A 25,542-nucleotide genomic window follows, 5' to 3' on the forward strand; every position below is an offset into this window, starting at 1 on the left:
GAATGAATTCATGCTGCTGTCGGGCCGTCTAAAAACTGTGCAAATCTCAGTATGAGGTGAGTAGGGTTGCGGGCCTCGATCTCACATTTGAGCGGCCCGTTGCTCCAGGTCATAAGGGCTTCGCCCGAGGCAAATAGCCCAGCTCGCGCCAATATCTCGGTGACACCCGGCCCGGTAACGAGCCAGCAATAGGCCCAATCCTCATTAAGCAGAGCCTGCCCACTTCTCATGATGCCACTGCGCGAAGGGGCGTATTCTGTCACCGTGATGGCGTAACCGAGCGCAGCAGCAAAAGCCGTGAAATAGGCAATCGATGACCCGCCGTTATCGCTTAGCCTCGCCACCACCTGCGAGCGTCGCTGCCCGAGCGTTGCCCCCTCCCCAGCGCAGGGATCAGGGAGACCCAAAGAGGCTTCCCACTCTGGCAGCAGCTCTGTAGTGCTCGACGGGAACGCATCGATCAGAAGGTTCTCAGCGCGTGCGGCATTGCGTGCAAAACCTGATGCCCAGGCCGCAGCGAGCAGGCTGGTCAAACTATCCGGCGAGCGCGGCCATGCAGGGCCTTGGGGCATAAGCTGCAATATGGCCTTGCGAAAGTCATCGGCGGAAAACATTGCTCTGCCTCCGCGTCATGATGCAAAGCTCACTGTGCCAAGGGTAGGCATGGAGCCCACGCTATTGCCGACGACCGGCGATGATGGCGATGAGATGTTGAATTGCGACAGCCCGAGCGCGCCCACCGCCTCGTTCCATTGATTGGGGTAAATCGTGCCGCCAGGCGCCGAAAGCCGCGTGAACATGTCCTGCAGCGCCTGAATAATCAGGGCCTGATTTGCGGCTGTGTTGTTTGTCCCAAGGCTTTCGATTGAAAAATCGACGGGCTGCTTGACTGGAGAGCAGACGATAACGAGCGCGGTAACTGGGCGCAGCGGATAGACAGCATTTGCAACCGTCAGCTGATCGCCCGAGGCAACCGGATAACGGCTTTCGCCCGATGCAGCGCCATCTGTGCCCACCGGGAAACCCGCATTGGCAGCGTTGGCGTCGTCGAGCATGATGTAGATGACGACTGTTCCAACGCCAAACCCCAGAGGATTGACCCAGGCGCGGGTCACGCCCGGTACGGCCTCTGCCCAGCCCTGGTAATCTTCGCTATTCCCGTTTTCGCCGCCGCGCTCAAACGCGGCAAGCACCCGGTCGCGCAAGGCATCATCCTGCTCGGCATCGGCGCCCCCCGTAAAGGCGACAGTCACTGTGCCGGTAGACTGAACACCCTCTAGCGGAGAGCCCAGCGTTGCAATTGCGCCCGCAGTGACGTTTCCCGCCGCACCAGCCTGCGGAATCGTGCATGCAGCCACTGTGGTGCCGTTGGTGGTTACGCTGTCCGCAGTCGTAACAGCCGTTATGCCGCCTGAGATCTGTATCGATGTGCCCGATGGGATGATCTGCGCAGAGCTAACCGAAAAGGTGACCTGCCCTGTCGCCGAACTTGCTGCCTTGCGGAAGATATTCTTGAAGGCGCCCCAGGCTTCGAGATATTCATCCGTTGCCGTCCAGGGCACTGCCTGGCGAGCAATCCAGTCGAGATAACCATAATGCAGCCATGATAGCCCGGCCATGACGGTTGCAAGCACGTTGAGAACGGAATAGCGCAGCAGCGCTGTGACGCCAGGGATGCCTCCATTAAGGATATCCTGCCGGGCCTGCTGGCGCAGATCGTCAAGCGTTGGTCTTTGATAAGGCATTCAGAAAAGACCCTTCCACGCCCAGGAAAAAAGAAAGGTTTCAGAAGATGAGATCGAGGGGCGCCTGACCGTGACCTCGAATTCCAGAGCCGAAGCGTTGACGGCGCTCCACCGTGCAGAAACGGCAACATTCTCGGCAATCCCGTCTGCAATCAGCCACTGGAGTGCTTCGCGGCACATGGCCTGAGCTTCGGCGGGAATTGCTGTGTCACCCACCTTGATTGCGTGGCGAAGCTGGCGAAGGCGAGAGCCGATCGGTTCTTCTTCGAGTGCGTCGCCCCACCATCCACCCAGATCTGCCTCGACAGAACCTGCCGCCCCCTTCATCGCGACGATGCCGATAGCAGCATCGAGACTATCGGGCTGCTTCGGCAGGACGCGATCGGTAAACAGGCTGATGATGATGGCTGAATGCAGAGGGTTATCGAGTGCCAGATCACCGGACGCGATGGACCACTCGCCGCACGCTGCGCGAACGTCCCAATTGATGCCGATATCCATTATTTATCCGATCAGCTGGCTTTGGGCGGCCCTGACTGGTCCGAGCCCTTCTGCACACCCGTATGCAGATGGTTGACGAGAGAGACCCCGTTCGCCACGACATCTTCCGTGACCGTCAGGGTTCCGGCCATGGTGACTTTGCCATTCGCCGGAGATAATTCGATCGACCCATCTGCCTTGAGCCAGATCCGGCTTTTGGTCCGGGGATGATAGAGGCAGACATCGCCCGGCTGCAGATCAGCAGGCCTGTTTCGCTGGTCTCCTGTCGCTACGACAACTCCGCGAGATCGGTCCCCGCCCTGAAAGACGACGACCGCATCCGAGCCAGGCACCGGGCGGCTTGCAAAGCCGTATTGCTCCAAGAGGGGCAGATCTGAGCGAAGATTCGAGCCGGGCAGGGCAACCTGCACGGTTGGGGTTGCTGGATCTTGATTCGTATCGCTCGTTATTCTGCCGATGCCCGTCATGTTCGCGAGACTGCGCCCCATGCGCTCCAGGATATCACGCATCAGTCATTTCCGTTTACTACAGCCTGCACACCTTCGTTATTTGCCATTGGGGCGAGCATGGGTTCCGGCTGAAACGCTTCAGAGGGCATCAGAACGAGATCGGCATGGGTGCCATCCTGACCGGCCCGAAGGGTGACTTCGCCGATAACCAGATCGCGCGAGTTACCGTCATAGTCAGTAAAAGGCGCGACCGTGTTCGGCTGCCAGAGACTTCCGGCACTATCTCGCCAGCTGTCGCAGGTCAGAGTGATTGCCTGAGATCGTCCATAACGCCGATTGATCTCCCATTGAGCGCGGCGTTCAGCGATCTTATGATCGGCATCCCCCGCCTCAATAAGGATGAGCATCGGACGGTCACGCGGCACATGTGGATCGATTGCAGGGGGCCCAACGGTAAGCGAGGCCATTTGATCGGCCAGCCGGTCATTCGAAGGCGCAGTTTGCAGGACGTCGGCCGTCTGCAGCACAGGGATGACCTGCGAATACCGCGCCGCCAGGCTTCGCATTTGCGAGACCTGCTCGACGTTGCCGCCCACCACAAATCCGCTTGCTGCGCGCTGCGTGCCGACGCCGGAAAAAACGATGTTGCCATCAGGCTGATCGTAAAACAGTACGCCCGCCAGACGGCAGACACGCTCGATAACCTGATAGCCCGTTTCGCTCAGGATGACCGAGAAGAGCTGGATATTGGCGTTACCGGCGCCATTGATCGATGACACCGTGATCTGCGATCGCTCACAAACGGCTCGCGCAATGGCGAGCGCATTGGTGCTCGACATCTGATAGGATGATAGCAGGGCGGAGCATTCGACCAGATCGGTGCTCTTCGAAGCGACTGCAATGCGCAGCATATGATCGCCCGGCCCCGCCAGTTCTGCCACGGTGATGACGTATCCGGTTATGACTTTCTGCGTGCCGATAAGGACCTCGCAGATATCACCGGGATTGATAAGGTTTATCAGTGCGGTTTGCGGGTCCTCGGTCGTAAGGCCCAGCTCTGCAGTCCAGGGCATGATTTCCAGACCCATGACGACCGCAACCTCGGTCCAGCCCGTGATCAGATGACCGTTGACCTGTATCGTGACCTCGCTTGATGTCGCAGCGTCCACACCGAGGATCTGCTCAATCTGCGAGATGATTGTCATGATGAGAGCGCCTCAAAGCTGGTCGGCATGAAGGCCGGGTGAATCGGATTGGCACGACGGATCAGATCGGATGCACGCGATCCGTCAGAATAAATCTGTTGCGCCAGAGCCAGTGCTGGCATGGGTGCATTGCGTTCGACTGTGATGACATCGGGCAGGCGAGCAGCCCGTTCTCCAAGGTCACGGGTGACCTGCGTCCTGAGTGCGTTGAGGCTCTGCCATGTACCGTCCCATCCCGCATCGGCCGCACTGGTTGCCTCTGCATCGATTAGGTCGGCCAGACCTTGCCGCATAGCCTCAGCTTCATCGGATGACGCAGCCGACCAGTCAGCACTGGCCTGAGCCAGAGAAAACAGGGCGGCAATCCGGCAGACGCGCGCAGTCGCAGTTTCGACAGTGGCCATGCCGCCCCCGATCGGTGCGTCGCTATCTATCGTTGCAACGTTGTAGGATGAGAGCCCCTTGAGCAGGGTTATCTGCACTCCAGGGTCATAGATGGCGCCCCGAAGATCCTCGGTCAGGGCAAAGCAGCCAGTTGCAAGAGTATCGCCGCTATTCGCCGCTAATAGCGCTTGCGAAGCAGAGGCGATGGACGCCCGGCTTGCTGTTAATGCCGTGAGGATCGTCTGTGTTGTGGCGCTTGCTACCGTTGCGCCCGCGTTGCCCTGATTATACCTCCCATATTCGCCGGGAAGCGCCGCGAGTGCCGATGACATGATTTGAGGGGATTGAATCGCCGCCGTTGCGCCGTCTCCCCACCCGTATGCAGACGCCCGCGCCCGCGCCAGTACCGAGCCCCCGCGTGCGAAAGCCGCGCTTGTCGTGGCGCGATAGTCAGACAGGCAGGAGGACTGCAAGGCAAGGGCAGCGACACCTATTGCTGCGTGCAACGCTGTTGTGACGAGCGTGCCCAGAAGATCTGTCTTTTCGATAAACTCGAAAGACAGATCGATGACGTTCATCATCCCGTCGCGCTCACGCCACTCAAAGCGCATAAGGCTTGCCTGAAACATACCCACAGAAGGATGAATCAGGAGGCCAGGCCCCGATATTTCAGATGCACGAACGAGCAGATCGCGCTGTGCATAGCAGGCTGGGCCGACGAGAAGGCCCGTGATGTGATATTGCCGACCTTGGCGCCCCATATCTTCGACCCATACCCCGTCGCGCCAAGGATAGGCATGCACAGCCGTATTGCGCCCTGACTGCCCCCCGCTACCCAGGACGGCAAAAGGGATGCCGCGAAAGGAACACTGGAGATACTGGGCAGCAAGGCGCGTAAGCGTGCCTGACATTTCAATTCCCTGTTGCGGTCGAGGTTGGGTCCATGGCCCGCGATGTGCGGACACTGGCTATCTGTACGGATGGCGAAGAGCTTGAGGCTTTGACCTTGGCGCCTGGCAAGGCGTTCTTGTTGTCGATCTCGATCTTGACGATGGATGGCTCAGATGAGGGGAGCTTGAGACCGCTGATGAGATCTTTCCCCCAATCCGCAGGTCCGGGGCCAGGCGCCGATCCCGGTTCCTTGGTATCGGGATTGCCAAGCATCCGAGCTGCAAGTCCCCGGCCCCACCGGCCCCAGTCAGGTTGCAGCGCCACCTCGGGCGCAGCGAAAGCGCCTGCGATGCGATTGCGCACGTCATGTGCCCAGCCCGCGAACCCGTTAGCTCCATACCGGTCGCGTTCTTCGAGCCGACGCTGCCAAGCTACTGCGCCTGCCGCTGTGGCGCCGGCCTCGCCAACCAGATCTTTGGGGCGGGCATAATAGAGTGAGGCGATTGCTCCAGCCTGCGAAGCAGAACCTGCCTCGTGAAGCCTGTCGCCCGCCTTTTTTTCGGTATTGCTCAGCTCCCAATCCGAAAACTGAAGCTGCTCAGAAAAGGTCGAATTGCGAATGTCATGCCCGAATTGCTTTTTGAAATTTGCCTGCCGGTCTGGATGCCATTGCAGGATTCCGTAAGCTTGGCCGCTATCGCCTTCGGCCCCCGCGTTAAAGCCACTCTCGCGATCGATGCGCGAGACAAGCCCCGAGGCCTCCGCCGAACTGCGTCCGTGTGACGTGTAATATTTATACGCTTGATATGCGTATGGCAGGTTGGTGCCGAGTCTGCGGTCAATGCTAGCACTGATCTGTGCAGATTTATTCTGCCACCCCAGCGCATCGGCGCCCTGCTGTGCCGCTTCCATCACCGCTAAGATGCCAACACCGCGGGCGAAGGTCCGGACTACTGCGCCCTTTCCGATCTTTTTGGGTACGCCAGCGGCACCATTCGCAGCTTCCGCCGATACCTTCATGGCATCGAAAGCTTTTGAGATGGCCATGACTTGAAGCGCAAAGCTGGCCATGCCCATAAGCACCGGTGCGGCGTAAAGCGCTCCAACCGCGATGACTGCTTCGGCGGCTACACCTTTCCACCCTCCCAAGGCATTCACGACACTGCGTATCTTCCCGGTGATTTCGTCCCAGCCACCATCCTGCAGCCACTTGACGACACGACTTACCGCGTCGGCCACCTCGCCGAAGATCTTGCCGATGCGAAGGGCAATCCATTCCCGGTTTTCTGCGATCCAATCCGACATACGATCGATAACGGCGCGCACATTGGGCTCGATCGCCTGGGCGATACTATAAGCCAGCCCTTCACCGGCGAGGGTGAGTCCATTAAGCGAGTGCTGCAGCCTGGCTGCGGCATCCGCGCCTTTCTGGTTATTAACGCCATAGCGTTCAGCCAGCCGGATATTGGCCTGATATTCTTTTTCGGTTTGCTGCAGGATCGGCAGCAGGCCAGCCGCAGCGCCACCAAAGAGCTTTTGGGCAGCAATGGCTTGGGCTGCAGGGTTCTTGATACCGCGCAGGCGCTTGATGAGCCGGTCAAACAGCTCATCGGGCTTCATCTGCTCGATTTGCTTTATGCTTGTGCCCGTGCCGTTGAATAGCGCCTGAAAGGTGGCCTGCGCTTCGGGTGCAAAGCCATGGGCCATTTCCCACTGCGTTTGCGAGAGCGACTGTAGCGCGCCCGTGACCGCCTCTCCCGAGCCGCCTGACAATCGGGCTGCATTCTGCAGCTTGGCGAGGCGTTCGGGCGCTATGCCGATTGCGTGCGACGTTGTACGGATCTCGGTGCCCATCTTCGCCCAGGCACTGGCCAGGCGATAGATACCTGCAACCGAAGTCGCGCCGGTAACGGTGCCGAGAACCGGCGCGATCTGACCGATCGAGCGAAAGGCAGAGACACCCTCGCGTGCAACGCTCGATAGCCCACCGCGCAGGCGGGTGAGGCCCGTTACCTGCGAAAAGCGCTGCAGCGCCCCGAAGGTGCGACGCGCCGGAAGCTGCATGCGTGCAAGGCGGCTGTTGATCCGCTCAAGGGTTGAGCTGGCGCGATCCTGAGCGGTGATGGCTACGCTTACGCCGTTACCTGCCACGTTTGGCCTCCTTGGCCCTGCGTTCGCAGATCCGGCGCGCGTCTTCAGCAGCGCGCCACAGATCCGTTCCGGTCAGGCTTTCGCATTCGGTGCGTGTCCAGCCCGGAAATACCTCGGTCAGGTCGGTGCCGAGCTGCTCCCAGTTTGCGGGCCAGGTATAAAAAAACCCGCGCAGTAATCCGCCGCGCGGGCAAACATGCTGATCGGCATCTTAAGGATGGCCGCATCGGGCCAGCCGCTGATGCTCGAGACGAGCTGCAATTCGCCGCGCATATAGGCATAGGCGCTGCCTTTGGCCTGCGCCGCCTTGAACGCGCGGCGTTCTGCGACATTGGGTTCGCGCAGCGTCATTTCGCGCCACAGGCTTTTGACGGCTTCGATTTCGCGGTCAGTGACGAGCACGAGTTGATCCTCGTGGCTGGGCGGCTCATCGGGTTGACGACGCGCGCTTTCCTCGAAATCGGTCACAAACACGATTGCCTCATCGAGCTTGCGCGAGGGAAGCGCGTAGAGCGCCGTCAGGGGCCAGCCTGACACGCGCGCGACCAGATCGATCTGCGAGTCATAGACCGTTTCCTGATCAGGACGCGGGCCGATCTTCTTCGAGGCTTCGAGCACATGGAAGACGCAGGGCTCGAACAGTTCGAGCCGGGCGTATTCGCCTGCCTTGACCTTGATCAGCTCATCGAGCGTGAGTATCAGACGCCCCTTATCGGGCGCCACGTCATCAGGCACCTCGCCAGCGAGCGCGCCCATGACTTCAGCGTCAGTGATCTGGTTCATCCAACCGTATCCTCAGTCACGGTGTCACTCTCGACATGCAGTTCGAACGTGCCTTCCTGCGTGTTGAGATTGATCTCACCGGTCTGCCAACCATTGACCACGGTGATGACTTTCCCGTTTGCCTGGACCAGCACGATGTTGAGGCCCGATGCTCCCTGGAAATCAGAGATTGATCGGTCGCGACGATCACGAATGGTGGCCTGGAAAAAGCCCTGCTGGGGCATCGCGCCGAAGCCCTCGACAGCCGTTTGACCTTTGAGGGTTTCGTTGACGAGGCCCGAGGCCTGCCACTGGGCATCCCCAACGATGTTCCACGGCTCGCCGTTGATGTTGAGGGTTGCGAGACCCGCAAGGGGGCCGCGATAGGCGGTTTCAGACATCTGACCTCCTTACGATTTCACGAATTGGGCAGTGCCCGCGATGATCCAGAGCTGACCGGCGAAGTCATAGGGCATCGAGAGCTTGACCACGCCATTGCCGACATTCTGCGCCACGATATTGGCGGCGAAATTATCGGGGTTCTGGACCCAGAATTGAGCCGCCTGCCAGCGGTAGCGGGCCACGCATTGCTTGCCGACCAGCTGGGCTGTCATAACCTTTGTGCCCGCGCTGATTTTTGCCCCGTCTGCGACCAGAATAGCGCCAAGGCAGGTCTGGGCGAGATAGGCGGCCATATCCTGCAGGCAGACCGTTGCCTGCATCATGGTCTCGATGCCGAGATAGCTGTTATCGGGCTGACCAGCGGCGTTCTTCTGATAGGTGGTAATCAGACGCTCGATGGTGACGGTGCCATCATCGCCGATACGATGCGTCGACAGACCATCATGCAGCAGGCTGTTGCGCTCATCGAATGTGAAACGCCCTGCATCGCTGGGCGGCATGACGTTGAGCGCAAGCGCCGTGATGGGTATGGCCGGATTGGCACGCATCGAGAGGGCGACCTGCGCACCGATCTCCGCAGCCCAGCGCAGCGGATCAGAGGCGCTGTCAGAGATCGGCATGATCGTCGCATGCGGGTCATTCTGCGTCAGCCCAAAAGCTGTCGCCTGGCCGTATGTGCCGCGATAGGCTGTGATGGCATGGCCATAAAGCTGCGACATCGCCGACCAGCGAGAGGCGAGGGCCGTTTTCAGGGCTGTGAGGCTACCACTATCGGTATAGGGGTGAATCACCAGATCATAGACGCGCTCACCCATCGAGGCGAGGGCGCCAGCAAGCGCGGTCGGGTTTGCCGTGCCGCCTGCCATCTGCGCAATCGCCACCGACAGACCGGCAGGCACGCTCTGACCGCCCGCCGTGCCCAAAAGCGAGACAGAAAGCAGCGTATCGTTACCGGCAAGCCCCTTGTTCAGCGCGGTGACGTTGACCTTACCCGCATTTGTCCCATCGACCGCCATTGTGACTGCAAGGCCCGAAATTGCCTGCGCAGAGGCGACAACATTGCCTGCAACCGTGGCCGCTGTATCGCCCGCCGTCACCAGCGTGCTGACGAGCTGATCACCGATATAGAGCGAAAGCGTGCCGGATGCCGATGCCGTGCCAGCGATCGTGAAAGACCCGGTGGCTGCGACTGCCGAGGGGTCATCGGACAGGCCCATGACCCAGACCTCGCCCTGTGTATCGATTGCCCGATACCAGGAGACGGCACGCGCTGCCTGAGAGCCGACGCCATACTTGCTGGCGGCATCGGTTGCCCCTAGCGACAATTCCGCAATGCCCGAGGCGGCTGTGCCGGAGGCCAGCATGCCCGCAATGATCAGGACACGTCGCGCAGCCGTTGCCGTGTTGGCCTTCGAGTTATCGAGAGCGAAATAGACGCCGGGATTGCGGTTATCGGCAGAGTAGCCGGGAATGGTGATCGTATCGCTCATTCTTTCGCTCCCGCGACAAGGGCACGGCCCGGCACCGGCTCATCACCCGCAGACGAGGCGCCTACCTCAGCAACATCGTCTTTGGCCTCGACAACATCGCCCTTGGCTTGGGCGCGCAGCCAGAAGGCGGTTTCCGGCACGTCTTCGCCTGAGTATTTCAGCAGGCGCAGCGTGCCCGGCCAGCGCATTGCGCGGCCAGGTGCGGGTTTCACGCGCATGGGGTGTGACCTCATTGATTTGGGAAGGTGACGCGCAGATCGGCAAAATCGTCATTGCCGTTTGCGCTCATTTTGCCGCCGATCTCTGCCAGTGGCAGACCCGTCAGCTCGAAATATTCGCTGTATTCCAGCCCCAGACGCACCGTGACCATGCCGAGAAAGGTCTCGCCGGAAGCGTCAATCTGCACGCGCAGATCGATCTCGGTCACTTGCTGGATCATGCCTTGCAGGGCGGGGCTCTGCATAAGGGCATATTCGATCTGGCTGCCCAGCCGGTCGAGCGCCAGCTCGGTTTTCTCTGCCGAGCTATGCGAGACCTTGCCGACCGCCACGAGATAAGCCACCCGCCGAAAGCCAGGGGCCGACCGCCCAAAGCTCTCGCCCCGGTCGATCGGCACCTGAAGCGCGATCTGCGGGAGTTGTTTGGCCTCGGAGGGCATGCTGCGCGCCGTGAAGACCTTCTCCCCCGCATCCGTGCCAGAGGCCAGCAGGACACGGCAGGCCGTTTCACGCAGTAAAAGGCGGTACGGTATCGTCATCATCGTCTCTGAAGTTGAGCATGAGCAGCATGCCGCCCCGGCTATCGGCACGGGCCTCACGCACGGTGAAGGCCGCGCCACGCACTGTCAGATTGTCGCCCTGCACTGGCAGGGCGCGCATCTGGGCGAGCTGCACGCCAAGAACGGCGGCGTAATTGACGATATGCGTCGGGCCCAGATCGGTGCCGTCATCAGGGAAAGTCGGGACAAAGGCATCATCGAAGATCCCTGCCGTCGCATAGCCGGGTCCGTCGATCGGCTCATAGAAGACGGCCTCACCAAAGGCCTGCATGCACGGGCCAAGGGCGAGGCCATCAAAGTCGATCATTTTTGAGGATCTTTCGTCGGTTCGTGTCCACTACCGGAGGGCACGACACCTGAGGCCTGCGCGTCGACTTCGACGCGCTCAATATGGCCAGCAGCGAGCAGTGCCTGTGCCTGCGCCTCGGGGAGGTCAAATACCTTGCCCGCTTCGAGACGCTTGCCATCATGGGTGAGGGCGCGACCGGGGAGCACCCGGACGCTGATCGTATCTGTCTTGGCCATGGCTCAGCTCGCCGGGTTGGTGACGGTTGCGGCAAAGCAGGCATTCACTCGGCTCGGAATGACGATCGGCGCCGATTGAAGCATCAGGAAACGCTGCGCCGGATCTTCCTGCATCCAGCTCTTGGGCGCATAGGCCATGGCCCCATAAGCAAAGGCCGGATCCTTGATCGCACCATAGGCTCGGGTGCCGTTGAGCTGATCGGAGATACCGAGAACGGTACCGTCAGGAATCATCGGCTGTTCGACGTTGTTCTCGTCGACATACCAATCGTTGTAGAGCCAGACGCGGATATTACCCCAGTAACCCTTGAGGATCGCACCCGGCGCGACCTTGGGGCCGAACTGGAAATTGGCGTCATCATTCTGTCGGAAAGCAGAATTCAGAATGGCCGTCTTGATCGTCTCGTCCTTGAGCAGCGCATTGTACGGGCTGTTCGTGAAGACGAGATCGGTCAGCTGGGCGCCACTGGCCTTGAGCATGGCTGCAGACCAGGCATTGAGATCGGCGGTGGGGCTGGCCGTTGAATTGGTAGCATCCCACATGCTTGAGCCCGAGCGTACGATCGTGAGCGACGGATCGCGCATGAAATCGATTGTCGAGGTCGGGAAACCATCACCGGAAACCGTCAGCTTGCCTGTGAGGAGCGCCTGAGCTGCCATCCATTCCTGGCGACGCTTGAGCATGTCGACCTGATCGTTCAGCTCAAACATGAGATTGGCTTCCATGCGCTCAGGAGCACTCATGGGCCCGCCACCGATACGCTCGCCCAGCATGCGGCGGACAGGTCGCATCAGATCGGGAGCGCGCTTGTCCTTGATGTAGGGCGGCTCGAAAACGTTGGTCTGAATGCGGCGCTGCTCGACCAGCTTGCCTTCGACGAGCGGGCTTACGAATGGCGACATACGGCGCTTGCCGACATCGATATCGATCGAGACATACTGTGAATCGCTCTCGATGATGTTGCCGAAGAAACCATCGAGAAAGAAGGTCTGCGCAGTCTTCAGGTTGGCGACGACCTGAACCAAAACGTTCGTGTCATAGATCGAAATAGGATTAACCACGGGTCAGGCTCCTCAGGAAGGATCGGCGGCGCTGACCGCAGATTTCAGAAAGATAGAAAGGGGGCGAAGCGCAGTCGTTGCAGCAGCAGCCGTGAGGCCAGAGCCGAGCGTGACCGCGCTCACATTGAATTCGCCCGTCAGATAGACGCCTGCGCCTACGACATCGCCGGAAGTGGTGTCATAGGTGTCGGCGAGGATTGCGACAGGGTTCTGGCTGCCATCCGTTGCCGCCGAGACAGCAGGGATATATTTGCCCGAAGCGGTCACAGCGCCGAGCACGGTACCGCGCAGGAGCACGCCGTTACTGCCAGCGAGCGTGACATTGCCGGTCACGCGCTGGAAAGGGCCTGCAATCAGTTGATCGGGCAGGAAGGTGGCGTCGAACGTGCCGGGCGTCTGGGAATAGATGCCGTTGGTGATGCTATCGCTCATGGGCTTATCGTCCGGTCATGGCGCTGTGGCGCGCGGTCAGGCGGGCTGCGACACCCGCAACAGAGTTTCCATCGGGCCGGTTGTGGCCGTCTTCGGAGAGGACAGGCGCCGTGCGCTCACGGCCCATGCGGGCGTCAAGCTGGCTGATGGGCGCTGCTGCCAGAGAGGGGGCAACACCCATCGACCCGCCAGTGCGCTTGAGGGTCCCGATCACCTGATTGCGCGTCATGCGCGTATTCAGCGCGAGATCCAGAGCGAGGATCGGATTGCCCGCAGCAGCGTTGCTGCTCATGATGGCGGCGATGCGTCCGCGCTCACGCGCGCGGGCCTTGGCCGTTTCATCATCGTCCTGATCTTCGGCGTCGGTGTCGTCGTCGCCTTCCTCGGCGTCGGTGCCGCCCTCGTCGTCGTTATCGTCTTCTGCACGACGGGCCTTCTTTGCCTTCTTCCCGCGCTTGCCGGTTTCAGGCTTGGGGTTTTCTTTCTCGTCGTCGTTGCCGCCTTCGCCGTCGTTTTCTTCTTCCTCTTCGGCGCGGGACTTGGCACCGGGGCGGGTGAGGGCAGGGTCGATGCGTGTCGGGGCAGCACGTCGGGCCGCGCCACCGAACAGAGGTGAGAAGTCGATCTTTTTCGACATCAAGAGTCTCCAGGGCATAAAAAAAGGCCCCGGAAAGGGGCCTTGCGTGCAAGCGAGGTTTGGTGGGGTCAGGCCCTCAGCAAAGCGCTGATGGCTTCCTGCGGCGTGGCGATCTGGTCGGCGAGACCGAGCGCTATGCCATGCTCACCCATGAAGGTTGCGGCCTGAGTATTCCGCACGATCTCGGGCGAGATATTCCGGTTGCGGGCGACGAGCGCCACGAACATTTCCCCCATCTCATCGATATCGGCCTGCATGCGCTCGCGCGCCGGATCGGTGAGGGGCGTGGTGGGGTATGAATCGGTCTTGCGGGCGCCATACTGGAATGTCGTGACCTTGATGCCCGCATCGGCGAGCGAGGCCGTGACATCGACATGCATACCGACGACGCCGATCGAGCCTGTGCCGCCCGTGCGGGGCACGGTGATGAAATCGGCAGCCGAGGCAATGGCATAGGCGGCGGAATAGGCCACGTCATCCAGAATGGCCCAGATCGGCTTGTCGCCACGCGCCTGATAGATGAGATCCGCCGTGTCGAAACACTCACTGACCGTGCCACCGGGAGAATTGACGATGAGCGCGATGCTGTTGACGGCGGGGTCTTGCAGAGCCGCAGCGAGCGAACACCGGATATCCTGATAATAGGTCGCCCCGGACCAGGACCAGCCAGAGCCCGGCAGGAGCACGCCCGAGACCGGGATGATGGCGATGCCCTCGATCACCTCATAGGGAGCATCCGGCGCCGCCATGCGTTCGCCGAGGAAGGCTTCGGCATTGCCGCCACCCTGAAAGCCGACGCGCAGAAGGGCGAGGCTGGCCTCAGTGAGGGCGATCGGGCGGTTCAGGAAAAGGGAAGCCACCTCCATCATTTTGCGTCCTGCTCCTTAGGCTGCGACGCCCGATCGGCATCCAGTTCGTTGATGGCCCACTCTGGCAGTGGTAAGCCCAGCTCTCGATACCGCCTGACTTCGACCGCACGCTGATCGGCGGTTTCTTCCCAATCAGCACCGCTGTTTTCGGCGATCTCTTCTTCCAGCGTCGTGAGACCGGCATCGAGCCCCATAATCGAGCCTTTGCGCTCTGCCACGGGGTCGATATAGCCGCGCCCCGGCCCGAGCCATTTGCAGCGCGAGAGCGGCGTCTTCAGATCGGGGAAGTGCCGGGCGAGGAAGTCTTTCGGCACGCCTGCAGGCATGGGTAAATCATGCAGGGTCACGCATTCTTCCAGCCAAGAGGACCGGAGAGGGGAGGCGAAGCCCTGGGCGAAGTTTTGACGCCGGCGCGACATGGTTTTCCATGCCTCGATCAGCGCAGCGCGTGCCGAGCTGTAGTTTACGTCAGACCAGTCATTGCTGACCTGCATGGCCGAGACACCGGCACCCGAGGCGACGTTGCGCAGGATTGCCCCTTCGAAATCGCGGAAATTCGAAGCAGGCCGGGCGGCGCTGACTGTGTTGATCTTCTCACCCGGCGCCAGCATGGGCATGCGAACATCGCCCAGCATGACGCGATTGCCGCCATGGAATTCGCTGCGCATGTCCTGATAGGCCGAACCAGCCTCACCGCCGCCGAGCGCATCCGCCACCATTTCCTGATCGAACGGGCTTTCGACATAGGCGCCGAAGATTGCATTGACGATCGCAGCATCGAGTTCGGTCCCGTCATATTTGATCAGCATCTTGAGGCGCTGCACCACGGGGGCGAGGATGCCTGCGCCGCCACGATGCTGACCGGCGCGCTCGGTCTGGAAGTGATGCACGACATTGGGTCTGCCCCATGCCGTCTCGCGGGCGATGAAGTTCCATTGCTGCGATTTGGCCGCCGCAAACCAGTCGCCCTGATGGGCAGCGCGGATGTGATAGCCAACCGGCGCGCCCCATTCATCGATCTGCACTCCGCCACGGCAGAATTCCATGTCCCAGTTGTTCTGGGGCACGGAGAGCCGGTCAGGGTCGATCAGGTTGAAGGTCGTGGCATATTCGGCCCGCCCGCGCCCGATGCGTTCAGGCAGCCAGCACACCTGCGCCAGGGCATCGCCATCCACCAGATCATGGCGCATGGCAGACCAGCAGATCTGCGTGAAGGTGAGGCGACGCCCGACATCGCAGTAGCGGTTTTCGTCTTCGGCGAAAGACCGCCAGTGGCTGTCGACCACGCGGCCCCATTCATCGGCCCAGGCGGCATCGAAGGCAAAGCCGGTCTTGACGCGCAGGGCGCGATAATCGGGCTTGCTGATGGCACGGAAAGAGCCGCCGATTGCGTTATCGAGCACGCGGGTGATGGTGCCCGAGGCCCAGCCATCATTGCGCACCAGGTCGCGCACACGCGAAACGATGCGGTCGCGATAAATGTTGAGCTCGACATCAGGCGACCAGAGAAGCGGGTTCCAGGCCGACATATGGGCGCCGGTGATATCGGCGGCATCATAGGGCGTGTTTCCCCAGCCGCCATTGAGCGCCAGAGAGCGACGACGCGGGGCCGCAGGCGCGGGCGCACGGCGCATCGGATGACCATCCGGGCCGAGGATCAGCGCGCTGCGATCATTCATCTAAAAGCAATCCTCAAAGGTCTGCGCCGGGTGATCCCGAGCTGTGCCTGCAGAAGCTGAATGTAGTTCAGCAGGTCGGTTTTGTTGGTGGCGGTATAGGTGACGGATCGCGCGCCATTGACCTGAGAATAGGAGACCGAGACCGGCTTTCCGCCCGTCATGAGATCGGCGTAAGCCTGTTGCGCGGCGGCGAGATTGGCTTGCAACTGCTCATTGGTCAGGCCGGAAAGGATCGTTTGCCGAGGCTTGATCGGGGGGTATCGGGTGAAACTCATTCCAGCCTCTTTTTCAGGGTGTAGCGCACCGCCTGGCCGATCATGCGATCGGTCTCGCGGGCGACGACATCGGCGACGATCTTCTCGAAGGATATGCGCGGTTTGTAGTTCGGGGCGGCAGGGGTGAAGATCAGGATCTGCGCCACCTGGCCGGGGCCGACATATTTGTAGATCCCGCTGGGCCGCCCGTTGCCGCGCTCGCGGGCAACGAAATATTCCGAGCGCTGACCGCGTGCGTTCATGCCCTTTTTGGCGAGGCGCTTGGCACTATTGGCCGTCATGTTGGCCTTGAAGCCGTTTTCCTCGAACTGGCCGAGGCGGCTCAGAATGCGCGTGATCTCGCCTGACTGGATATTGCCATTGGCGTCAAGCGGAGCATCCTTGCCCGGCACCCAGTATTGGCCTTCGGAAATGCCGCGCATCAGATATTCGGAGCGCTTCATGCGGCGTCGACCGCCCGTGTCCTGAATGTTGAGATAGCGGTAGGCGTTGGGATGTTTCTCGCCGGTCCCGTCTTTCGTGATCACCTTCGCTTCAAGGTGGTCGCGCGTGGCAGGCAGGACCGCGAAAGCGCCGAGGGTCCAGTTGTTCGGATTGTCGAACACCTCTTCCATTTCCGACACGATCGCGCGTTTTGCGGCGCCCGCCACTTTATTCATTGACATGGCAATGGCGGCAGGCACTTCCTTCGACGAGAGCTGATCGAACGCCGCTATGGTGTGGCGGACATCGATCTTCACTCTGAAATCTATGCCTGCCATGCCGGATTACCTTGCCATACGTGAGACCATGCGGCGCATCCGCTCTTTGCGTGCCTCATCGCCGGTGGTGGGGGAGGGCGCTGACTGAGTGACGACGCTGGGCGCTACCCTCGCGCCCGATCCGGCATCGTCTGATGGCACCACCGGCACCATGACGAGGCTGTTCTGATCCCATGGCGCGGCCCAGGCGGGCGGTGACTCCCATTTGATGCGGGCAACGCCGAAGAGATAGGCCACGACATTGTTCATCACCATGAGATCGAGGCGCTCATTGCGGGCCGAGCTTGTCGCCTTCTCCCACCGCCCATCGGGGCGGCGCTGTTCGGCAACGAGCTGCTCGAAAAACGGGTGAGGCGGCTCGGCTGCCAGCAGCGCGGCGGGGAAATGCACATACCATGGCCCCGGTTCGCCCTTCTGCAGCTGCGTCGAGAGATCGTCCTTGAAGCGATTGGGGTTGAAGAAGCCGACCGGCACCTCGCCCCGCGCATGGGCCATGCGGTCCTTGCGCTGTGAGTCGGGATAAGTGACGACAAGGGTAGGGGCGTTGAACGAGCTGGCGCCCTTCAGCGGCAGAATGGTCCACCCGTCCCGACCGTCGAATTTACCCAGACGCCGCGCACCACGTCGCTTGCGCGACCGGCGCCAGGCACCATAGGCTTGCAGGGTGACGCCATCCTGACCACCGCTGTCATAGCCGACGCCGAGGATTTTCATGCACCGGCCTGAGCCGTCCGCAAGAGGGTATCGCGCCTCTTCCAGCGAGATCAGGAGGTTGTCCCAGTCATTCGGGCTTGTGGCCGGGTCAGCAGCGATAACGCGGTCATCGATGACCCAGCTTTCGCCGTTGACGCCCCAGCCCCTGACAAGAAGCTCGAAGCGATTGGCCTGAATATCCGCCGCAGCGGTCAGGAAGCGCACGCCTTCCGGCACGAAGCCAAGGCGCAGCCCGGCCTCTGCACGCGCTGCAAGCGCCCCGGCATCGAGAGACCCCGCCACCCGCTTGGCCTGATAGGGCAGGCCCCAGCGCTTGACGGTGACGGCGCGCAGATCCTTGTCATCGCCGGTTGCCTCGAATGCGCGTTGCGCCTTCGCCATGTCATAGGCGAGCGATCCCACGCCGCCGATGATGAAAGGCGACATCAGGCCGGTGATCCAGAAACCCGCCGTGCGGCTTCTGACCAGATCGCCAGTGACCTCGCCCTCGGTCGAAATCTCCTGCCCGTGGCCAACCCACATGCCGTCGCGGTTCATGGCGCGTCGCCATTTATCCTCAATCAGCGTTCCGCAATGGGGACAGAGAAGGGCCGCACTTTCTGCGATCTCATTGAGCGGCGCTTCTGCTTCCCAGTGCAATGTCATCGGGACGGAAGCGGTCGGGTTCGGGCTCGAATAACCGTTGCAATGCGGGCAGGGCCACCACCAGAGGCGGCGGTCGCTATCCGCATATTGCTTCATGATGCCATCCGTCCAGAGCGACGGGTCGAGCCCGTTGGCACGGTCTGGATGGCTTTCTGCCAGCAGCATGCTTTCCTGCCCGAATGTCTCGCGGCGGATCGAGGCCAGGGCGCAGGGGTCGCCGAGACTGGCCGGATAGGCGTCGATCTCGGTCATGATAATGCGCGGGGCAGATTTGTTGATCAGGTTGTTATAGGCCGCCGCGAGGAATTCGATCCACATTGCGCGGAAGCGCTTGAATTTGAGCGAGTTATCGACCGGGCGCAGGCCGAGCTTCTCTTTCGCCTGCGGGTGCAGGTCGATCATGGGCGCGATCTCGCGCTTGACGTAGCTCTCGATCACATCGTCGGTCTGGGCATAGACCAGGAAGTCAGCCGGATCGACATCGACCGATTTGAGCAGCCAGTTCTGGCCGATCGTCGTCTTGCCCGACCGGGCAGGGCCGACGACAGCCACGTTCAGGAAGCGCAGCTCATCGAGCGCTTCCATGGGGCCGACAAGGAATGGGGCCTCATCGTGGTTCCAGCGCCCGACATAGCCACCGCCACGGTTGTCTAGAATGCGGTGCTTGGCCGCATAATCGGCGGTGTTGATCCGCTCAGGCGGCAGATAAGTCTTGATGGCCTCGGCAAGGATCAGGCGCGGGTCGGCAAACAGCACATCGTCAGGCGAGGTGTAGCTGTCGCTCATGATTGGTGTCGGCTTCCTGTTTCAACGTGTCGAGAACGGCGGTAACTGACTTGCGCTGCGTGTCCGCCAGATCGGCCTCGGCTTTGCGCAATACGGCCTCAGGCCAGTCCTGTTCACGCGCCAGTCGGCGCAAAAACATGCCGATGTCACGCGAGAGCGTGGCGAAGGCCGATGAGAACATGTCCTGCAGCTGCTCAGCGACCACGAGCTTTCCGCAGCGCTCGGCTTCCTTGCGCTTGAGTTCGCGCAGTCGCCAGATATCGATCTGCTCTTTGGCCGACACCGTGCCCAACGAACGCGGCTGTTCCTCGGGTTCGAAAAGCTCATCGAACTGGAGCTGTAGCCGTTCAAGCTGCTCATCACGCCCGGCGCTTTTGCGCTGCTCCTCCTCCTGGCGTTCTGCGAGGAAGTCGAACACGGCATGAGGGTCGAAGCGCCAGCTCTTGCCGTTGGTGCCACGATCGACGAAGGGGAAATCAGGCCAGCGGTCGAGCCAGTTGGTGAGTGTCGGCAGTGAGACCTTGAGACGCTTGGCCATTTCAGCCTTGTTGAGCGTCACGCCGGGCGATGCTTCCATGCTTTCCCCCTCGGACAACAACAACAACAACACCAACCCTGATTTGATTTTACTGAAAAACTGCCTCTGACCGGGGTGCGAACAATCCCCGGCAGGGGACCTTGCCAGGAGGGACCCAAAAATTCTGGGCTACCCCGGTCATCGGAGGGGGTAAGGGGCGCATGATCCGGTCATATGACACCCTCCGCATCCCAAGTCGCAGGCACAAAAAAAAGACGCCTGCCCGAATGGGTAAGCGTCTCGCGAGTATGGTTCTCACATATCTGCAAATTGAGGAGTTTGAGAAGTAAAAAATGCACCCGGTCGAATTTTTTTTGCGATGTCTGCACAAGCCTTCTGATGCCATGCCTGCGCCGTCTTGTAATCGACCCCCATTTTTGCGCCGATCTTCCGCCACTCCCACTTATGCCGCCCCGAGATCCGGTGAACGATCAGGCGCATATTGACCACGATGCGCAGCTTGCGGTCCTCGATCATCGGCACCCAGGTCAGAACGATATCGAGCCGTTCAACCTGGTCGGCGGTAGGCCGAGGCAGGAAGTCGTCGCTTTCACGATCCCAGCCGAGATCTTCCAGATCACGCACATAGTCGGGCCATGTGCTACCAGCCCCGGCGGGACGCAACCCGGTGGCTGGAAGAGCCGCAAGCGTCAGGGCAGCCTCATCCAGCCATTCGCTCACCTGCTCGGGCAGGCTGCGGTCAGGATCGAAACGCAGTGGCATCTTGCTCATGCGGCCTTCCTTGCGCGGTCGAGGTAATCCGCACGGTTCGGGATGGGGTCATTGCCGGCACCCGCCACACCAGAGGCCACACGCTCGCGCCATGTGTCTATGTCCCGCTTCCAGGCACGATCGGCCTCGATTTCACACTCGCTCAACGGCGCTTCAGGCACATCGCGGTTTGCAATGGCCGTGCCGATCGCTTTGCCGAAATAGCCCAGATGGCTGATTGCTGCCCCCTTGCTGCGCTGGCGTTCGGCAACGCTGCCAACCACGCCAAGGATCAGCCGTTCAGTTTCGTCCGCGCTCAACCCGGATCGCATCGCATCGGCGGCCCATTGGCGCACGATGCGGTAATTGCCCATATCCCGCGCCGGGTCGAACCCGGCAGCCTCGAACGCCATGGGGCCGATGCGCTGATAGGCGGTGTCGATCTGCGCATCATCCACCTGCGCCCCAAGCTTAGCTTTATCTTCTAAGCTTATATTATCAGCTAAGCTTAGCTTAGCGCGCGCGTGAGAAGGCTGGGTTTTGCATTGGGTCTCCTGCGACACGGTTTTTCCTCCTGAGATCGGCATCATGGCCGTGCGTTGGCGCGGATCGTGCTGCGGCGCCGGATTGGCATTTTTCGGCGGTCTTCCGCCCTTTTTGCCGTTCAATCGTGAGGCAATGGCGCGCCGCGTCGGCTGCAGTGTTTCAGGCAATCCGACCAGCCCGCTTGCCGCGTCATAGGTTATCAGCCGGGTTCTGGCGTAGGTTTCCATGTAGGTTTCGAGTTGGGTTTCCGACACATGAAATCTAAAGCGCGCAAGCGTTGCGAGATCGGGGGCGCCATCCTTGCCAGCATGCAGAATGCCGTCTGCGCCGTATTCGAGGATGGCGGAGATCAGACGCACCCACACCACCACAGCCTCAGCTGCGAGCGTGAACAGGCGCAGATCACTGGCGACCATGGCGAGCGCCCGGCTCTCGATCGATGATTTGGACATCTCAATAAGCTTTCAGGCGATACCCGTCTGACACGGGCTCGATAATGTCTCGATTGACCAGATGCGAAATGGCGCGAATGACCTCATTCGGCTCAGCAGCAAGCAGGCGCGCGAGATCCGGCACCTTCACGGCCTGGCCGCGCACCGGGGCGCGCAGCTCGGGCATCACATCGGCAATATCGGTCAGATGCAGCCACATGCCGCGAGCGGCGAGCGGCAGCACAGACCAGCGCGGATCGGCCATGACAGAGCGCGCATGCACGCCATAGCGGCGGCGCTGTCTTGCACGCGGCACAGGAGATGCGCTCATGCATACCTCCTATTCGCGAGGCTTACGATTTCGGCGTTGCGCGCAAGATCATGAACCGCAGGAGTTACGAGATTGATGAGGATCTCATGGACCGGCATATCTCCGCCGAAGGCGAATGCAACACGCCAGTAGAGCGGCAAATCAACCACTTTTTCGACAATGATGCCGGGGCAATCTCGCCCATTGGATTTCACCGTTACCGCATCACCAGCCTGAAAGACGCGACACTGGCGGAAATTCAGGGGATTGCGCACCCAACGACGGATGGAGAGCTCGCAACCACTACAGAGCACGACACCATTGTTTGATCCTGTATGAGTGGCGCGCCCACTGCAGCCGCAAGGGCATTTCCTCCGCGATCTCGCCTTCGGCAGCGCCTCGCAATACCGTATGCCAGCATCGTTTCCGACCTGGCCCCATGAAGACGTACCTCCGCGCACAGCAGCCTTCAGCGCTTCGGGCGATAATGTGTTGAGGTCAACCATGGCCGCTCCCCTTCGTCACCCACGCCGGGCTGCGCGGATCTTCGCACTCATCGCGAAACCAGGTGCTGTCATCATCAAAGCGCATGCGCACCGATCCAGTGCCGCCATGACGGTTCTTGCGGATCAACACCTGCGCCTTGCCGACCGATTCACGCAGGCGGAACTGGAAATCGGAGCAGCGATTGGCGAACTGCTCGTTCGTTTCCTTGTCGCGCTTCTGCAGCCCGTCGCCACTGGCCTCTTTCTTGAGATAGTAGTGATCGCGGTAAAGGAACGCGACGAGATCGGCGTCCTGCTCCAACCCGCCGCTATCGCGTAGATCGGCCTCGGTTGGGCGCTTGTCTTCGCGCTTTTCCACTTCGCGGTTGAGCTGGGCGAGCGCGATGATGGGAATGCCGAGTTCCTTGGCGAGGGATTTGAGCCCCGCGCTGATTTCCGACATTTCCTCATAGCGCCCGCGACGACGCGCAGCATCGCTGCCATGCATCAGCCCGACATAATCGAGCACGATCAGGCCCAGCCCGCGCTTGCTGCGCTTCATGCGGCGCGCGCGTGAACGTAGCCCGGCAACGGTCAGGCCGGAACGCACATCCAGTTCGAGCGCGACCTCTTCGGCAGCCCTCTCACCCTCATGCAGGGCCTGCCACTGCCATTCTTCCAGTTCGGCGCGCAGGCCGGTCGCCACGTCTTCGGGGATATCATACCGCCGCCCGGCAAAGACCGAGAGTGTCGAGAGCCCGGCATAGGCCGCACCGGCACGCGCGCCGATCTGTCGCGCAGCCATTTCGCCTGACCAGAACAGAACGCGCTGCCCATTGGCGGCAACACGCATGGCCACGCCCAGCGCCCAGGCCGTCTTGCCCATGGCCGGGCGCGCGCCGATCACATAAAGCGCCTCATCAAGCAGCCCGCCCGTCATGCGGTCCATGGCAGGATAACCCCATGACAGACCAGCCAGCGCCGAGCCACGCGCCACATTCTCGCGCCCGCAGGCAATTGCTTCGCGGATGGCTTCGGATATCGTGACGTTCGGCAGGCTCTCACGCATGTTCTGGGCGATATCGAGCAATCCGGCTTCCATCTGCTCGACAATCTGCTCGCCCGACTGGCCACCAGGCGTGAGGCAGAGCCGCGAGACATCGATGCAGACATTGCGGAGCTGGCGACGTGTCCAGGCGTCGAAAATCGCCCGCCCGTAATCGCCAGCATTGAGGATGCCGACCGTGGCCATCATGATCTGGCCGAGATACTCCGCCACATCACGGCCCATCAGCACTTCGGAAGCACCGATCTGATTGCGAATCAGGATAACATTCGGCTCGACACCCGCCGCATGCATGCGCAGGGCGGCAGCGTAGATCACGCCATTGAGCGGCTCGTAGAAATGCTCGGGGCGCAGATATTCCTCGACCATGGGCAGCGCGCGGCGCCCGTTGGTCAGGATCGCGCCGAGCAATGCCGATTCAGCATCTAGATTTTCGGGCTCATTAAGCGTGGTGAGACGCCCGAGCGTCTGAATATCACCCATGACGCATCTCCAGAGTATGAGTGACCGCAGGCCGGGGCGAGGTCAGCCCCAGATCCTTGAGCATCCCGCGCGTGCTGCGTTCGGAAATGCCAAGCCGACTGGCGATAAGCCGCGCCGGGAAGCCCCTGCGATGATAGCCCTGCACAGCAGGAGCAAGACGGACGCGATCGAGTGCAGGACGAGCCATCAGCCTTGCCCCCTATGCGCTTCGCATCGCCGGATGAACGGAGAATCAATCGAGAAAGCAGCGCCACAAAAGAGGCAGTTCCGGTGCCAGACGCCCGAGACACGCGCCGTACTGGCAGAGACCTTCACGGGTGGCCTTTCGATGCTGCGCTCTGCCTGCGTCTGCACACTGCCGAACTGCTTCAGCAGTGCTGGAATATGCCGCTCAGGCACGTCATCCCATGTCTTGACGCTGCTTTCCGCAACGTTGAGGGCGCTGGCCAGAGCCTTGCCGCCGCCCGCCTGGGCGCGAACCTTGCGCGTGATATCGCGGGCACGCTCGCGTTCGGCGGGGGCGATAACCGGCGCGATGTTCTGAATGGCCCGTTCAAGCGCACCACTTTCGTGCGCGCGCAGGAAAGGCCGCACATAGGCAGAGGGAATATGATGCCAGCCGGTAATTGTCTTCGGCGCGCGATCGAGAATGACAGCCAGCGCAAGCCTTGCGCCCTTGCGCCCGCGAAGCTCTTTGAACAGCACGTTTGCATGCACCTGCTCAGCAGACGTCGCCAGCTGCGAGCGCACCATTTTGGGCGCTGGGTCGGAATGAACGGCGCTCATGCCACACCTCGCAGCGCAACAGGGGCAGGTTTCTCATCCGTCGCCCGCAGATTATGCAGGGCCTGCCCGACCGCATGATGCAGGCTCGATAGCGTGGCGCGCATCGCCACAACTTCATGCGCCTCGACAACGCCATCAGCCAGCACGCGCAGCGTGGTAGAAATCGTCTCGTTAAAGCTGTGCGACACCTTTTCGATATCGGTCGCGAGATCGCCCTGGCCGACCTTGAGTGGCGTCAGAATGTAGCCTTCGGCAAGCGCCATGGCCGCCAGAATGACTGGTTCTTGCGCGCAGCGATCCATCTCGATCGCGACATCGACCGGAACAACCGACGGTGAATGGCGGTTTTGGTAATCGGAAAGCTGTGAGCGACCGACGCGGACGAAACTCGCCGCCGCATCGACACCGCCCACAGCACGAATGACAGCCTGCGTGGCCGTCTTGATGGCGTGCGTGGTCATGGCAGGGTCCTGCAAAGAGAGGGAGAGGCGCACGCGCCAGAGCGCGGCGAAGAGGCCGGGGCAGGGCGCGCATCATGCGGTGGCGCTTCCGGCGTTGTTTCGGGGGCGAGGGCAGGCGCGAGATCGCGCAGCACATTGGCCAGCACGTCGCTGATATGACGCAGGGCAGCGAGGATCAGCGACCGGACGCGCTTCGGATGACGGGCCATTGTTCGCGGGGTAGTCAGCAAATCATGAAAAAGCCTCATGCCGACGTCTCAAGCACCAACTGCTCGCCATGACGCTCGCGATAAGTCGCAACAAAATCGTCGGCGGTGACCTTCCCTTGGGTAGCCGACTTGATTCGATCCAGAGCCGCCGCAGAAGGGAAGCGCAAACCGTTGAGGTAACGATAGACCGTTGCCTTGTGCTTGATTCCGATCGACAGACCGAAATCGCGCGGACTGATCTGATTGGTTTTGAGATAATCGCCGAGCTTCATGCTGCATTGGTATCCTAATGGGACACTTGCTGCAATCGGAATATCCATTTAGGAAACCGACA

Annotated in this window: 33 protein-coding genes; 1 reads left to right on the forward strand and 32 read right to left on the reverse strand. The window is 61.1% G+C overall.

What is annotated here, in order from left to right:
- Positions 1-8: 8 nt before the first annotated feature.
- The 26 genes from IEV53_RS09740 to IEV53_RS09865 all read right to left on the reverse strand — a co-directional run bounded on the left by IEV53_RS09740 (position 9) and on the right by IEV53_RS09865 (position 21,739).
- A complete protein-coding gene (locus tag IEV53_RS09740) occupies positions 9-614 on the reverse strand; it encodes a YmfQ family protein (protein WP_188426604.1) in 606 nt (201 codons plus the stop codon).
- 15 nt (positions 615-629) lie between these two features.
- The gene (locus IEV53_RS09745) at positions 630-1,745 is read right to left on the reverse strand and encodes a baseplate J/gp47 family protein (protein WP_188426605.1); all 1,116 of its coding nucleotides are present in this window, start codon (positions 1,743-1,745) and stop codon (positions 630-632) included.
- Complete coding sequence (locus tag IEV53_RS09750) at positions 1,746-2,246, reverse strand: phage GP46 family protein (protein ID WP_188426606.1); 501 nt, start codon at positions 2,244-2,246, stop codon at positions 1,746-1,748.
- Between the two features lie 11 nt (positions 2,247-2,257).
- A complete protein-coding gene (locus tag IEV53_RS09755; RefSeq protein ID WP_188426607.1) occupies positions 2,258-2,755 on the reverse strand; it encodes a phage baseplate assembly protein in 498 nt (165 codons plus the stop codon).
- Positions 2,755-3,900, reverse strand: a complete 1,146-nt coding sequence (locus tag IEV53_RS09760; protein WP_188426608.1) for a phage baseplate assembly protein — start codon at positions 3,898-3,900, stop codon at positions 2,755-2,757. The genes IEV53_RS09755 and IEV53_RS09760 overlap by 1 nt, the downstream gene beginning before the upstream one ends.
- A complete protein-coding gene (locus IEV53_RS09765) occupies positions 3,897-5,195 on the reverse strand; it encodes a DNA circularization protein (protein WP_188426609.1) in 1,299 nt (432 codons plus the stop codon). Before IEV53_RS09765 ends, IEV53_RS09760 begins: the two co-directional genes overlap by 4 nt.
- A 1-nt stretch (position 5,196) precedes the next feature.
- Positions 5,197-7,326 carry a phage tail tip lysozyme gene (locus IEV53_RS09770; RefSeq protein ID WP_188426610.1) on the reverse strand — a complete coding sequence of 710 codons (2,130 nt, stop codon included), beginning with the start codon at positions 7,324-7,326 and terminating at the stop codon, positions 5,197-5,199.
- A 117-nt stretch (positions 7,327-7,443) separates the two neighbouring features.
- Positions 7,444-8,109 carry a phage tail assembly protein gene (locus IEV53_RS09775; RefSeq protein ID WP_188426611.1) on the reverse strand — a complete coding sequence of 222 codons (666 nt, stop codon included), beginning with the start codon at positions 8,107-8,109 and terminating at the stop codon, positions 7,444-7,446.
- The gene (locus IEV53_RS09780; RefSeq protein WP_188426612.1) at positions 8,106-8,489 is read right to left on the reverse strand and encodes a phage tail tube protein; all 384 of its coding nucleotides are present in this window, start codon (positions 8,487-8,489) and stop codon (positions 8,106-8,108) included. The genes IEV53_RS09775 and IEV53_RS09780 overlap by 4 nt, the downstream gene beginning before the upstream one ends.
- Before the next feature lie 9 nt (positions 8,490-8,498).
- Positions 8,499-9,980 (reverse strand): phage tail sheath subtilisin-like domain-containing protein, encoded by a 1,482-nt coding sequence (locus tag IEV53_RS09785; protein WP_188426613.1) that lies wholly within the window; start codon positions 9,978-9,980, stop codon positions 8,499-8,501.
- Positions 9,977-10,198 (reverse strand): DUF2635 domain-containing protein, encoded by a 222-nt coding sequence (locus tag IEV53_RS09790; protein ID WP_188426614.1) that lies wholly within the window; start codon positions 10,196-10,198, stop codon positions 9,977-9,979. Before IEV53_RS09790 ends, IEV53_RS09785 begins: the two co-directional genes overlap by 4 nt.
- A gap of 11 nt (positions 10,199-10,209) precedes the next feature.
- Positions 10,210-10,740 carry a hypothetical protein gene (locus tag IEV53_RS09795; RefSeq protein WP_229719810.1) on the reverse strand — a complete coding sequence of 177 codons (531 nt, stop codon included), beginning with the start codon at positions 10,738-10,740 and terminating at the stop codon, positions 10,210-10,212.
- The gene (locus tag IEV53_RS09800) at positions 10,706-11,065 is read right to left on the reverse strand and encodes a head-tail joining protein (protein WP_188426615.1); all 360 of its coding nucleotides are present in this window, start codon (positions 11,063-11,065) and stop codon (positions 10,706-10,708) included. Before IEV53_RS09800 ends, IEV53_RS09795 begins: the two co-directional genes overlap by 35 nt.
- On the reverse strand, positions 11,062-11,283 hold the full coding sequence (locus IEV53_RS09805) for a DUF7210 family protein (RefSeq protein WP_188426616.1): 222 nt from the start codon (positions 11,281-11,283) through the stop codon (positions 11,062-11,064). Before IEV53_RS09805 ends, IEV53_RS09800 begins: the two co-directional genes overlap by 4 nt.
- 3 nt (positions 11,284-11,286) lie before the next feature.
- Positions 11,287-12,345 (reverse strand): major capsid protein, encoded by a 1,059-nt coding sequence (locus IEV53_RS09810; protein WP_229719811.1) that lies wholly within the window; start codon positions 12,343-12,345, stop codon positions 11,287-11,289.
- A gap of 12 nt (positions 12,346-12,357) precedes the next feature.
- Positions 12,358-12,777, reverse strand: a complete 420-nt coding sequence (locus IEV53_RS09815; protein ID WP_188426617.1) for a head decoration protein — start codon at positions 12,775-12,777, stop codon at positions 12,358-12,360.
- 4 nt (positions 12,778-12,781) lie between these two features.
- Complete coding sequence (locus tag IEV53_RS09820) at positions 12,782-13,414, reverse strand: hypothetical protein (RefSeq protein ID WP_188426618.1); 633 nt, start codon at positions 13,412-13,414, stop codon at positions 12,782-12,784.
- Between the two features lie 68 nt (positions 13,415-13,482).
- Positions 13,483-14,283, reverse strand: a complete 801-nt coding sequence (locus IEV53_RS09825) for a S49 family peptidase (RefSeq protein ID WP_188426619.1) — start codon at positions 14,281-14,283, stop codon at positions 13,483-13,485.
- Positions 14,280-15,962, reverse strand: a complete 1,683-nt coding sequence (locus IEV53_RS09830) for a phage portal protein (protein WP_188426620.1) — start codon at positions 15,960-15,962, stop codon at positions 14,280-14,282. Before IEV53_RS09830 ends, IEV53_RS09825 begins: the two co-directional genes overlap by 4 nt.
- Positions 15,959-16,237 carry a gpW family head-tail joining protein gene (gene gpW, locus IEV53_RS09835; RefSeq protein WP_188426621.1) on the reverse strand — a complete coding sequence of 93 codons (279 nt, stop codon included), beginning with the start codon at positions 16,235-16,237 and terminating at the stop codon, positions 15,959-15,961. Before gpW ends, IEV53_RS09830 begins: the two co-directional genes overlap by 4 nt.
- Positions 16,234-16,998 (reverse strand): hypothetical protein, encoded by a 765-nt coding sequence (locus IEV53_RS09840; RefSeq protein WP_188426622.1) that lies wholly within the window; start codon positions 16,996-16,998, stop codon positions 16,234-16,236. The genes gpW and IEV53_RS09840 overlap by 4 nt, the downstream gene beginning before the upstream one ends.
- Before the next feature lie 6 nt (positions 16,999-17,004).
- On the reverse strand, positions 17,005-19,143 hold the full coding sequence (locus tag IEV53_RS09845; RefSeq protein ID WP_188426623.1) for a phage terminase large subunit family protein: 2,139 nt from the start codon (positions 19,141-19,143) through the stop codon (positions 17,005-17,007).
- Positions 19,118-19,720: a helix-turn-helix domain-containing protein gene (locus tag IEV53_RS09850; RefSeq protein WP_188426624.1), complete on the reverse strand. Its 603-nt coding sequence runs from the start codon at positions 19,718-19,720 to the stop codon at positions 19,118-19,120. The genes IEV53_RS09845 and IEV53_RS09850 overlap by 26 nt, the downstream gene beginning before the upstream one ends.
- Before the next feature lie 255 nt (positions 19,721-19,975).
- Positions 19,976-20,452: a DUF6362 family protein gene (locus IEV53_RS09855; protein ID WP_188426625.1), complete on the reverse strand. Its 477-nt coding sequence runs from the start codon at positions 20,450-20,452 to the stop codon at positions 19,976-19,978.
- A complete protein-coding gene (locus tag IEV53_RS09860) occupies positions 20,449-21,429 on the reverse strand; it encodes a hypothetical protein (RefSeq protein WP_188426626.1) in 981 nt (326 codons plus the stop codon). Before IEV53_RS09860 ends, IEV53_RS09855 begins: the two co-directional genes overlap by 4 nt.
- A 1-nt stretch (position 21,430) precedes the next feature.
- Positions 21,431-21,739 carry a hypothetical protein gene (locus IEV53_RS09865; protein ID WP_229719812.1) on the reverse strand — a complete coding sequence of 103 codons (309 nt, stop codon included), beginning with the start codon at positions 21,737-21,739 and terminating at the stop codon, positions 21,431-21,433.
- 50 nt (positions 21,740-21,789) lie between these two features.
- Here IEV53_RS09865 and IEV53_RS09870 point away from each other — a divergent pair, with 50 nt between their 5' ends.
- A complete protein-coding gene (locus IEV53_RS09870; protein ID WP_188426627.1) occupies positions 21,790-22,047 on the forward strand; it encodes a hypothetical protein in 258 nt (85 codons plus the stop codon).
- Positions 22,048-22,216: 169 nt separating this feature from the next.
- Here the strand turns inward: IEV53_RS09870 and IEV53_RS09875 are convergent, their stop codons facing one another.
- Genes IEV53_RS09875 through IEV53_RS09900 form a run of 6 tightly spaced genes read right to left on the reverse strand, consistent with a single transcriptional unit; the run spans position 22,217 to position 25,480 of the window.
- Positions 22,217-23,752, reverse strand: a complete 1,536-nt coding sequence (locus IEV53_RS09875; protein ID WP_188426628.1) for a replicative DNA helicase — start codon at positions 23,750-23,752, stop codon at positions 22,217-22,219.
- A complete protein-coding gene (locus IEV53_RS09880) occupies positions 23,745-23,939 on the reverse strand; it encodes a hypothetical protein (protein ID WP_188426629.1) in 195 nt (64 codons plus the stop codon). Before IEV53_RS09880 ends, IEV53_RS09875 begins: the two co-directional genes overlap by 8 nt.
- Positions 23,939-24,538, reverse strand: coding sequence for a hypothetical protein (locus IEV53_RS09885; RefSeq protein ID WP_188426630.1), 600 nt, complete (start codon positions 24,536-24,538; stop codon positions 23,939-23,941). The genes IEV53_RS09880 and IEV53_RS09885 overlap by 1 nt, the downstream gene beginning before the upstream one ends.
- On the reverse strand, positions 24,535-24,999 hold the full coding sequence (locus IEV53_RS09890) for a hypothetical protein (RefSeq protein WP_188426631.1): 465 nt from the start codon (positions 24,997-24,999) through the stop codon (positions 24,535-24,537). The genes IEV53_RS09885 and IEV53_RS09890 overlap by 4 nt, the downstream gene beginning before the upstream one ends.
- Entirely contained in the window at positions 24,996-25,247 is a 252-nt protein-coding gene (locus IEV53_RS09895) for a hypothetical protein (RefSeq protein WP_188426632.1), read from the reverse strand. The genes IEV53_RS09890 and IEV53_RS09895 overlap by 4 nt, the downstream gene beginning before the upstream one ends.
- Entirely contained in the window at positions 25,244-25,480 is a 237-nt protein-coding gene (locus IEV53_RS09900; protein WP_188426633.1) for a hypothetical protein, read from the reverse strand. Before IEV53_RS09900 ends, IEV53_RS09895 begins: the two co-directional genes overlap by 4 nt.
- Between the last annotated feature and the right edge of the window lie 62 nt (positions 25,481-25,542).

Origin of the sequence: Asaia siamensis (genome assembly GCF_014635085.1) — a bacterium.
Classification (GTDB): Bacteria; Pseudomonadota; Alphaproteobacteria; order Acetobacterales; family Acetobacteraceae; genus Asaia; species Asaia siamensis.

What these genes read in the sequence shown, in the direction of transcription:
- IEV53_RS09740 (WP_188426604.1), bottom strand. Translation starts at nt 614, where the DNA reads ATGTTTTCCGCCGATGACTTTCGCAAGGCCATATTGCAGCTTATGCCC.
- IEV53_RS09745 (WP_188426605.1), bottom strand. Translation starts at nt 1,745, where the DNA reads ATGCCTTATCAAAGACCAACGCTTGACGATCTGCGCCAGCAGGCCCGG.
- IEV53_RS09750 (WP_188426606.1), bottom strand. Translation starts at nt 2,246, where the DNA reads ATGGATATCGGCATCAATTGGGACGTTCGCGCAGCGTGCGGCGAGTGG.
- IEV53_RS09755 (WP_188426607.1), bottom strand. Translation starts at nt 2,755, where the DNA reads ATGCGTGATATCCTGGAGCGCATGGGGCGCAGTCTCGCGAACATGACG.
- IEV53_RS09760 (WP_188426608.1), bottom strand. Translation starts at nt 3,900, where the DNA reads ATGACAATCATCTCGCAGATTGAGCAGATCCTCGGTGTGGACGCTGCG.
- IEV53_RS09765 (WP_188426609.1), bottom strand. Translation starts at nt 5,195, where the DNA reads ATGTCAGGCACGCTTACGCGCCTTGCTGCCCAGTATCTCCAGTGTTCC.
- IEV53_RS09775 (WP_188426611.1), bottom strand. Translation starts at nt 8,109, where the DNA reads ATGAACCAGATCACTGACGCTGAAGTCATGGGCGCGCTCGCTGGCGAG.
- IEV53_RS09780 (WP_188426612.1), bottom strand. Translation starts at nt 8,489, where the DNA reads ATGTCTGAAACCGCCTATCGCGGCCCCCTTGCGGGTCTCGCAACCCTC.
- IEV53_RS09785 (WP_188426613.1), bottom strand. Translation starts at nt 9,980, where the DNA reads ATGAGCGATACGATCACCATTCCCGGCTACTCTGCCGATAACCGCAAT.
- IEV53_RS09790 (WP_188426614.1), bottom strand. Translation starts at nt 10,198, where the DNA reads ATGCGCGTGAAACCCGCACCTGGCCGCGCAATGCGCTGGCCGGGCACG.
- IEV53_RS09795 (WP_229719810.1), bottom strand. Translation starts at nt 10,740, where the DNA reads ATGATGACGATACCGTACCGCCTTTTACTGCGTGAAACGGCCTGCCGT.
- IEV53_RS09800 (WP_188426615.1), bottom strand. Translation starts at nt 11,065, where the DNA reads ATGATCGACTTTGATGGCCTCGCCCTTGGCCCGTGCATGCAGGCCTTT.
- IEV53_RS09805 (WP_188426616.1), bottom strand. Translation starts at nt 11,283, where the DNA reads ATGGCCAAGACAGATACGATCAGCGTCCGGGTGCTCCCCGGTCGCGCC.
- IEV53_RS09815 (WP_188426617.1), bottom strand. Translation starts at nt 12,777, where the DNA reads ATGAGCGATAGCATCACCAACGGCATCTATTCCCAGACGCCCGGCACG.
- IEV53_RS09820 (WP_188426618.1), bottom strand. Translation starts at nt 13,414, where the DNA reads ATGTCGAAAAAGATCGACTTCTCACCTCTGTTCGGTGGCGCGGCCCGA.
- IEV53_RS09825 (WP_188426619.1), bottom strand. Translation starts at nt 14,283, where the DNA reads ATGATGGAGGTGGCTTCCCTTTTCCTGAACCGCCCGATCGCCCTCACT.
- IEV53_RS09830 (WP_188426620.1), bottom strand. Translation starts at nt 15,962, where the DNA reads ATGAATGATCGCAGCGCGCTGATCCTCGGCCCGGATGGTCATCCGATG.
- gpW (WP_188426621.1), bottom strand. Translation starts at nt 16,237, where the DNA reads ATGAGTTTCACCCGATACCCCCCGATCAAGCCTCGGCAAACGATCCTT.
- IEV53_RS09840 (WP_188426622.1), bottom strand. Translation starts at nt 16,998, where the DNA reads ATGGCAGGCATAGATTTCAGAGTGAAGATCGATGTCCGCCACACCATA.
- IEV53_RS09845 (WP_188426623.1), bottom strand. Translation starts at nt 19,143, where the DNA reads ATGAGCGACAGCTACACCTCGCCTGACGATGTGCTGTTTGCCGACCCG.
- IEV53_RS09850 (WP_188426624.1), bottom strand. Translation starts at nt 19,720, where the DNA reads ATGGAAGCATCGCCCGGCGTGACGCTCAACAAGGCTGAAATGGCCAAG.
- IEV53_RS09855 (WP_188426625.1), bottom strand. Translation starts at nt 20,452, where the DNA reads ATGAGCAAGATGCCACTGCGTTTCGATCCTGACCGCAGCCTGCCCGAG.
- IEV53_RS09860 (WP_188426626.1), bottom strand. Translation starts at nt 21,429, where the DNA reads ATGTCCAAATCATCGATCGAGAGCCGGGCGCTCGCCATGGTCGCCAGT.
- IEV53_RS09865 (WP_229719812.1), bottom strand. Translation starts at nt 21,739, where the DNA reads ATGAGCGCATCTCCTGTGCCGCGTGCAAGACAGCGCCGCCGCTATGGC.
- IEV53_RS09870 (WP_188426627.1), top strand. Translation starts at nt 21,790, where the DNA reads ATGAACCGCAGGAGTTACGAGATTGATGAGGATCTCATGGACCGGCAT.
- IEV53_RS09875 (WP_188426628.1), bottom strand. Translation starts at nt 23,752, where the DNA reads ATGGGTGATATTCAGACGCTCGGGCGTCTCACCACGCTTAATGAGCCC.
- IEV53_RS09880 (WP_188426629.1), bottom strand. Translation starts at nt 23,939, where the DNA reads ATGGCTCGTCCTGCACTCGATCGCGTCCGTCTTGCTCCTGCTGTGCAG.
- IEV53_RS09885 (WP_188426630.1), bottom strand. Translation starts at nt 24,538, where the DNA reads ATGAGCGCCGTTCATTCCGACCCAGCGCCCAAAATGGTGCGCTCGCAG.
- IEV53_RS09890 (WP_188426631.1), bottom strand. Translation starts at nt 24,999, where the DNA reads ATGACCACGCACGCCATCAAGACGGCCACGCAGGCTGTCATTCGTGCT.
- IEV53_RS09895 (WP_188426632.1), bottom strand. Translation starts at nt 25,247, where the DNA reads ATGAGGCTTTTTCATGATTTGCTGACTACCCCGCGAACAATGGCCCGT.
- IEV53_RS09900 (WP_188426633.1), bottom strand. Translation starts at nt 25,480, where the DNA reads ATGAAGCTCGGCGATTATCTCAAAACCAATCAGATCAGTCCGCGCGAT.